Origin of the sequence: Bradyrhizobium sp. (assembly GCF_016462955.1) — a bacterium.
Classification (GTDB): domain Bacteria; phylum Pseudomonadota; class Alphaproteobacteria; order Rhizobiales; family Xanthobacteraceae; genus Bradyrhizobium.
On the sequence record NZ_JAEMSD010000325.1, the window covers coordinates 1 to 6,899 of the forward strand.

At 65.1% G+C, this 6,899-nt stretch carries 7 protein-coding genes; 3 read left to right on the plus strand and 4 right to left on the minus strand.

The features are described 5' to 3' along the window. A partial coding sequence (locus JHD07_RS26730) for an ABC transporter substrate-binding protein (protein ID WP_291627487.1) occupies nt 1–1,126 on the plus strand: 1,126 nt, incomplete at its 5' end. Nucleotides 1,127–1,226: 100 nt separating this feature from the next. Here JHD07_RS26730 and poxB read toward each other — a convergent pair. From poxB to JHD07_RS26745, 3 genes are all read right to left on the minus strand, one after another. Then, nucleotides 1,227–2,963, minus strand: a complete 1,737-nt coding sequence (poxB, locus tag JHD07_RS26735; RefSeq protein WP_291627489.1) for a ubiquinone-dependent pyruvate dehydrogenase — start codon at nt 2,961–2,963, stop codon at nt 1,227–1,229. Between the two features lie 108 nt (nt 2,964–3,071). Beyond that, on the minus strand, nt 3,072–3,704 hold the full coding sequence (locus JHD07_RS26740) for a 2-dehydro-3-deoxy-6-phosphogalactonate aldolase (protein WP_291627491.1): 633 nt from the start codon (nt 3,702–3,704) through the stop codon (nt 3,072–3,074). 1 nt (nt 3,705) lies between these two features. After that, on the minus strand, nt 3,706–4,629 hold the full coding sequence (locus JHD07_RS26745; RefSeq protein WP_291627493.1) for a 2-dehydro-3-deoxygalactonokinase: 924 nt from the start codon (nt 4,627–4,629) through the stop codon (nt 3,706–3,708). 232 nt (nt 4,630–4,861) lie between these two features. Between JHD07_RS26745 and JHD07_RS26750 the strand changes: the two genes are divergently transcribed. Together JHD07_RS26750 and JHD07_RS26755 are read left to right on the plus strand one after the other, a co-directional pair. Continuing rightward, entirely contained in the window at nt 4,862–5,959 is a 1,098-nt protein-coding gene (locus tag JHD07_RS26750; RefSeq protein WP_291627495.1) for an LLM class flavin-dependent oxidoreductase, read from the plus strand. Between the two features lie 57 nt (nt 5,960–6,016). Continuing rightward, on the plus strand, nt 6,017–6,571 hold the full coding sequence (locus JHD07_RS26755; RefSeq protein WP_291627497.1) for a flavin reductase family protein: 555 nt from the start codon (nt 6,017–6,019) through the stop codon (nt 6,569–6,571). 194 nt (nt 6,572–6,765) lie between these two features. Here JHD07_RS26755 and JHD07_RS26760 read toward each other — a convergent pair. After that, nucleotides 6,766–6,899, minus strand: a 134-nt coding sequence (locus JHD07_RS26760) for a helix-turn-helix domain-containing protein (RefSeq protein ID WP_291627498.1), incomplete at its 5' end; no start/stop codon positions are given.

Below are 6,899 nucleotides of genomic sequence, written 5' to 3' on the forward strand. Positions count from 1 at the left end.
GATCGGCATCATCAATGACCAGGCCGGGCCATTGTCCGATCTGTCGGGAGCGGGCTCCGTCGCGGCGGCCAGGATGGCGGCGGAAGACTTTCAGAAGCTGGCGCCGTCGATCAAGGTCGAGATTCTGACCGCCGACCACCAGAACAAGCCCGATATCGGCGTCGGCATCGTCCGCAAATGGTTCGACGTCGACGGCGTCGACATGGTCGCCGACGTGTCCAATTCCGCGGTGGGGCTGGCGATCCAGTCGCTGGCACGCGACAAGAACAAGATCGCGGTCTATTCGGCGGTGGCGACCACCGAGCTGACGGGCAAGCAGTGTTCGCGAACCGGTCTGGCTTGGTTGCACGATTCCTACAATCTGGTGTCGGGACCGATCCGCACCCTGGTCAGCCAGGGCTTCGAAACCTGGTTCTTCATCGCGGCCGATTACGCGTTCGGCAAGAACATGGTGTTGGAATCGCAGCGCGTGCTGGCGGCGGCTGGCGGCAAGTCGCTGGGCGCGGTGTATCACCCGATCGGCAACGCGGACTACAGCTCGTTCATCCTGCAGGCGAAGGCGTCGGGCGCGAAGGCGATCGCCTTCGCCAATGCCGGCGACCAGCTCGTCAACCTGATGAAGCAGTGGAACGAGTTCGGCATGAACACGGGAAGCCAGAAGCCGGTGGCCGAACTGATGTTCGACACCGACGTTCATGCCATGGGCCCGAAAATCGCGAAGGGCCTGACCACGCTGACGGCATGGTACTGGGCGCTGGATGACGAGAGCAGGGCGTTCGGCCAGCGCTTCTTCAAGCTTCGCAACGCCATGCCCACGGCGCCGCAAGCCGCGGTCTATTCCGGCGTCAGCCACTATCTGAAAGCGGTCGCCGCCATCGGCACGGATGCAACGGATCCGGTGCTGGAGAAAATGCGCGCGACACCCGTCGACGATTTCTATGCACGCGGCGCGACCTTGCGCGAGGACGGCAAGCTCGTGCACGACTTCTACCTCGTGCAGGTCAAGGATCCGTCTGAGGTCAAGGCGCCCTGGGAGTACTACAACGTGCTCGAAAAGGTCCCGAGCGGCGACGTCTACGCCTCGCTGGCCGACAGCGAATGCCCACTGGTCAAGCGGGGCAATTGAGGTTCACCAGGGAGCACCATAGCCAAGCGCTTCCCCGCCAGCGCGATCGCATGTGATATGCAGACCGCCGCTATCGCATCACTCGTGATGCCATCACCTCCTACCGCGGCAGCAGATTCGTCTTCGCGAGGTCCAGCACCTCGTCGCCGCGGCCGTTCATCACGGCACGCAGGACCCAGAGGCTGAAACCCTTGACCTGCTCGGCCGTGATGGTCGGCGGCATCGACAGCTCCTGCTTGGCGGTGACGACGTCGAGCAGCGCCGGCCCATTGTGCGCCAGTATTTCCTTCATCGCGCCGGGGAGCTCGCCGGGATCCTCGACGCGTTTGGCGAAGATACCCATCGCACGCGCCATTGCGGCGAAGTCCGGGTTCTCCAGGTCGACATTGGTGTCGACGAAGCCGGCCGCCTTCATCTCCAGCGCGACGAAGCCCAGCACGCCGTTGTTGAAGACGACCACCTTCACCGGCAGCTTCTCCTGCGTCAACGTGATGAGGTCGCCCATCAGCATGGTGAAGCCACCATCGCCGGAGAGCGAGATAATTTGGCGGCCGGGCTGCGACGCTTGCGCCCCGATCGCCTGCGGCATCGCATTGGCCATCGAGCCATGCACGAAGGAGCCGATCAGGCGGCGGCGGCCGTTCATGTCGAGATAGCGTGCGGCCCACACCGTCGGCGTGCCGACATCGGCGGTGAAGACCGCGTCGTCGGAGGCATGGTCGCTGATGACCTTGGCGAGATATTGCGGATGGATCGGCTTGCTGCCAGGTGTGCCCTTCGCTAGCGAGTCCAGCCCTTCGCGCGCCTTCTTGTAATGCGCGACGGCGTCGTCCAGATGCCTGCGCTGCGTCTTCGCCTTGAGCAGCGGCATCAGCGCCTCGATGCTGAGCTTGACGTCGCCGACCAGGCCGAGATCGATCTTGCAGCGCCGCCCGAGATTCTCGGGTCGGATGTCGATCTGCACGATCTTGGCGTCGGTCGGGAAGAACTGCTTGTAGGGAAAGTCGGTGCCGAGCATCACCAGCGTATCGCAGGCGTGCATGGCGGCGTAACCCGAGGAGAAGCCGATGAAGCCGGTCATGCCGACGTCGTAGGGATTGTCGTATTCGACGTGCTCCTTGCCGCCGAGCGCATGCACGATCGGGCTCTTCAGCGTCTCGGCGAGCTGCATCAGGGGCGCATGCGCGCCGGCGCAGCCGCGGCCGCAGAACAGGGTGACGCGCTCGGCGCCGTTGAGGAGATCGGCCAGCGCCTGCAGCTCGTCCGCCTGCGGCACCACCTTCGGCGCCGCCACATGGATGCCGCGCGCCGTCGACAGCGCACGCTTCGGCGGACTGCGGAAGGCGACGTCGCCGGGCATGGCCACGACGGCGACGCCACGCAGACCCACGGCCGCACGAATCGCGTTCTCCAGTACGAATGGAAGCTGGCTTTCATCCGAAACCAGCTCGCAATAATGGCTACATTCACGGAACAGATTTTGCGGATGGGTCTCCTGGAAATAGCCGCCGCCGATCTCGGCGGACGGGATCTGCGCCGCGATTGCCAGCACCGGGACACGGCTGCGATGCGCGTCGAACAGGCCGTTGATCAGATGCAGATTGCCGGGACCGCAGGAGCCTGCGCACACCGCGAGGCTTCCCGTCATCTCGGCTTCGCCGGCGGCCGCGAACGCCGCGACCTCCTCATGGCGGACGTGAATCCATTCGATCGTGCCGCGGCGGCGCAGTGCTTCCGTCAGCGCGTTCAGGCTGTCGCCGACAATGCCGTAGATGCGCTTGACGCCGGCCTGTTCGAGGGTTGCCACGAACAGATCGGCCACGTTGTTGATCGCCATGTCGGTCTCCTGCTGCGCCAGTCAGAATATGCGATGCATCAACATCAGCATCGCGGCAATATGAGGCACAATAGGCTATGACAGGTTCACGGCTAGTTTATTACGGTCTCAGCCTTTCGCAATCGCCCGATCGTAGGCCGCAACCGTTGCTTTCGCGCGCGCCGCCACATCGGCAGCCGACATGCCGGGCTTGTAGAGGCTGGAGCCGAGCCCGAACGCGGTGACCCCGCCCTTGACGTACTCGGCAAAATTCTGGTCGGAGACGCCGCCGACGGCGGCGATCATCACGCCCGCCGGCAGCACGGCGCGGATCGCGGCGATGCCGGCGGCTCCCAGCACACTGGCCGGAAAGAACTTCAGGCCCGATGCGCCGGCACGCGCCGCCAGCAGCGCCTCGGTCGGGGAGAACACGCCGGGCAACGTCACCATGCCGTGCTGATGCGCGCGTGCCAGCACCTCGGTGTCGACATTGGGCGAGACCATCAGCCTGCCGCCGACATCGTCGAGACGATCGACATCCGCTGTGGTCAGCACCGTGCCGGCCCCGATCAGCACGCCCGATGGCGCCAGCTTCACGGCGGTTGCAATGGAGCGGAACGGATCGGGCGAGTTCAGGGGAATCTCGATCGCGGTCATGCCGGCCTCGATCAGGACGGCGGTGATCGCCTCGGTTTCCTCCGGCTTGACGCCGCGCAGGATCGCGACCAGCGGCCGCTGCATCGACGGAAAGGCAACGCTCATCTCAAAATTCCCTCTTCGTCCAGATTGCAGCGGCCGCCATGGACAGTCCGCGGCGGACGGCTTCATCCGCATCGAGCGGCCGTACCAGGACCGACAAGGCGTCGAAGGCGTGCCGGTACAGCGCCGCAAGCCGCCCCGACGCAATCAGCGTCACACCGGCTCGCGGCACGTTGCCCGACAGGCCCGCCGCAAGCTCGGCGCCTATCAACGTGCCCGACAGCGTCTCGCGCGCGGCAGTTGGCGTGCCGCCGAACAGCAGCTGGCGCGAGCGTGCCGTGAACAGGAGATTGGCGGCGAAGGCCGGCGCGTCATATGCGGCCTTCACCGCCGCCTTGAAGCTTGCGACATCCTCGGCCTCGTCGGCGCCGGCCACGGCGAGCGACAGGATCGTCTGACGAGAAACCACGCTGAACAGCTCGCCGGTCATGAAGGTTGAAAATCGCTCCACGGTACCGTCCTTCATCCGCACCCATTTCGAATGCGTGCCGGGCATGCAGACCAGCGCCTCGCCGGCGGCCTCGAGGCCGAGCGCGCCGAGCAGCTGCGTCTCCTCGCCGCGCATGACGTCCGGGGCCGCTGCATCGCGCTGCGCGATACCCGGCAGGATGCGAATGTCGCGCGCTTCACCCGGCACGCGCACCGCCTTTTTCAGGACGTCCGCAAGCGGCGCCGGCGTGTCGACATAGCCGGCCTCGACCCAGCCAGTCCTGGCGCCCGCCATGCCGCAGACGAGAACCGGCAGATGATCGGGCGCCTCGACCGCGGCGAGGTGCGCTTGCAGCACGGCGGGAAAGCCGCTTCCAGCCGCCGCCAGCATGCCCACGGCGCTGCGGCGCTCGGCCAGCACCTCGCCGACGCGATCAACCAGCCAGAGCCGGAAGCTGCTGGTGCCCCAATCCACCGCGACATAGGCGGGCTCGGTCATCTCGACGTTATCCTCGTCTCATCGCCGGTTTTCGTCTCACCGACAAGACACCGTCTCGCAACAATGAGACGGCGATGCGGAAATTTGCCCCGGGATATCGACTAATGCCGCGGCAAACCAGCCTTTTCTCTCAGAAACGGACGCCCGTTTCGCTGGCACACCGCTTGCTGAAACCGTCCTACTCACATCCGTGAACCGCGCACAAGACGCGTCAATTGTGGAGAGGAAACCCATGGAGATCGGCTATTTCACGATGCCCTCGCATCCGCCGGAGTGCGGCCTGAAGGAGGGGCACGACTGGGACCTGCAGGTCCTGCGCTGGCTCGACGAGCTCGGCTACCAGGAGGCCTGGATCGGTGAGCACCACACCGCGCCCTGGGAACCAAATCCCACCCCGGATCTCTTGATCGCGCAGGCCTTGATGCAGACCAAGAAGCTGCGCATCGGGCCGGGCGGCTTCCTGCTGCCCTATCACCATCCGGCCGAACTCGCCAACCGCGTCGCGATGCTCGACCACCTTTCCGAGGGACGTCTCAACTTCGGCGTCGCGGCTTCAGGGCTGCCGAGCGACTGGGCGATGTTCAACGTCGACGGCATGAGCGGACAGAACCGCGACATGACCCGCGAGGCGCTTGAGATCATTCTCAAGCTATGGACCGAACCGGCGCCCTTCACCCACAAGGGCAAGTTCTGGACGGTGACGAAGCCCGACACGATGTTCGACTTCCTCAAGCCCCACATCAAGCCGCTGCAGGCTCCGCATCCGCCGATCGGCGTCGCCGGTCTCTCCAAGAACTCGGACACGCTGAAGCTCGCCGGCGAGCGCGGCTTCATTCCGATGAGCCTCAACCTCAATCCGGCCTATGTCTCCAGCCACTGGGATTCGGTCGAGATCGGCGCCGCCAAGACCGGGCGCAAGCCGAACCGGCAGGACTGGCGCCTGGTCCGCGAGGTCTTCGTCGCCGATACGGACGAGGAAGCCTGGAAGCTCTCGACCGGCGACATGATGGGGCGCATGATGAGCGAGTACTTCCTGCCGCTGCTCGGTCACTTCGGCTTCAAGGACTATTTGAAGCACGCGCCGGACGTGCCCGATAGCGATGTGACGGTCGAATATTGCGCCAAGCGGAACTGGATCGTCGGCTCGCCCGCGACGGTCGCCGAGAAGATCGAGAAAATCTACGACGAGGTCGGCGGCTTCGGCGTGCTCTGCGTGTTCGGCTTCGACTACAAGCACAAGCCGGAAGCCTGGCATCACTCGCTCGCGCTGCTCAAGAACGAGGTGATGCCGCGCCTTGCGCATCTCGGCTCCGCCAAGAAGGCGGCTTGACCGAATGCGGGTGCGGCGCAATCGTGCTGCACCCGCATTCATTCTGGAGATTTCTGCGTGACGGTCGACGCGAAGGATTTCAAGCAGGCGATGCGCCAATGCGCAGGCGCTGTGGCGCTGGTGACGGTCGGCGCCGAGCACGGCAAGCGCACCGGCCTGACGGTGACCTCGGCCTGCTCACTGTCCGACTCGCCGCCCTCGCTGATCGTCTGCGTCAACCGCAACGCCAGTGCGCACGGGCGCATCCGCGAGGAAGGCGCGTTTGCCATCAACTTCCTGCATGAGGACCACGCGGTGCTCGCGCTCACCTTCAGCGGCCAGAAGGGCGTCAACGGCGACGATCGCTTTGCCTTCGGGCAATGGAGGCGGGGCGTGACGGGCGCACCGCTCCTGACCGATGCGGTCGCCGCTTTCGACTGCACGCTGGCGAAAGAGTTCGAAACGACGACCCATTCGATTTTCGTGGGCGAGGTCCGCGGCGCCTCGCATTCCGCCGCGGCCACGCCGCTGGTGTACCTGCGCAGCAATTTCCACACGCCACGCGAGATGCGCGAGGGCGTGACGATCGGCGACCTCGACGCGCGGCATCTGAGCTGGACGGATTTTTCGTGAGGGACTTCTTCCCTTCTCCCTTGTCGGATAAGGGGTCTCTCTCCGCCTATCGAAACAAGTCTCGTAGGGTGGGCAAAGCGAAGCGTGCCCACGCACTGCGGCATTCGGTTGGAGATGGTGGGCACGGCGCAATGCGCCTTTGCCCACCCTACAATTCGCGCTCGCGGAGATAAAGAGCTCTCACCCGTCTCGCCCTACGATGCCGTCGCAATCTTCAGCAGCTTGATCTTCCGATACAGCGTGGCGCGACTGAGCTTCAGCGCTCGCGCCGCCTCCGTCACGCGGCCGCCGTGCTTGCGCAGAGCCTCGACGATGGTGGCGCGCTCGG

Excerpts from the sequence above, each read along its gene's own strand:
- poxB (WP_291627489.1), bottom strand. The coding sequence starts at position 2,963 with ATGGCGATCAACAACGTGGCCGATCTGTTCGTGGCAACCCTCGAACAG.
- JHD07_RS26740 (WP_291627491.1), bottom strand. The coding sequence starts at position 3,704 with ATGAGCGTTGCCTTTCCGTCGATGCAGCGGCCGCTGGTCGCGATCCTG.
- JHD07_RS26745 (WP_291627493.1), bottom strand. The coding sequence starts at position 4,629 with ATGACCGAGCCCGCCTATGTCGCGGTGGATTGGGGCACCAGCAGCTTC.
- JHD07_RS26750 (WP_291627495.1), top strand. The coding sequence starts at position 4,862 with ATGGAGATCGGCTATTTCACGATGCCCTCGCATCCGCCGGAGTGCGGC.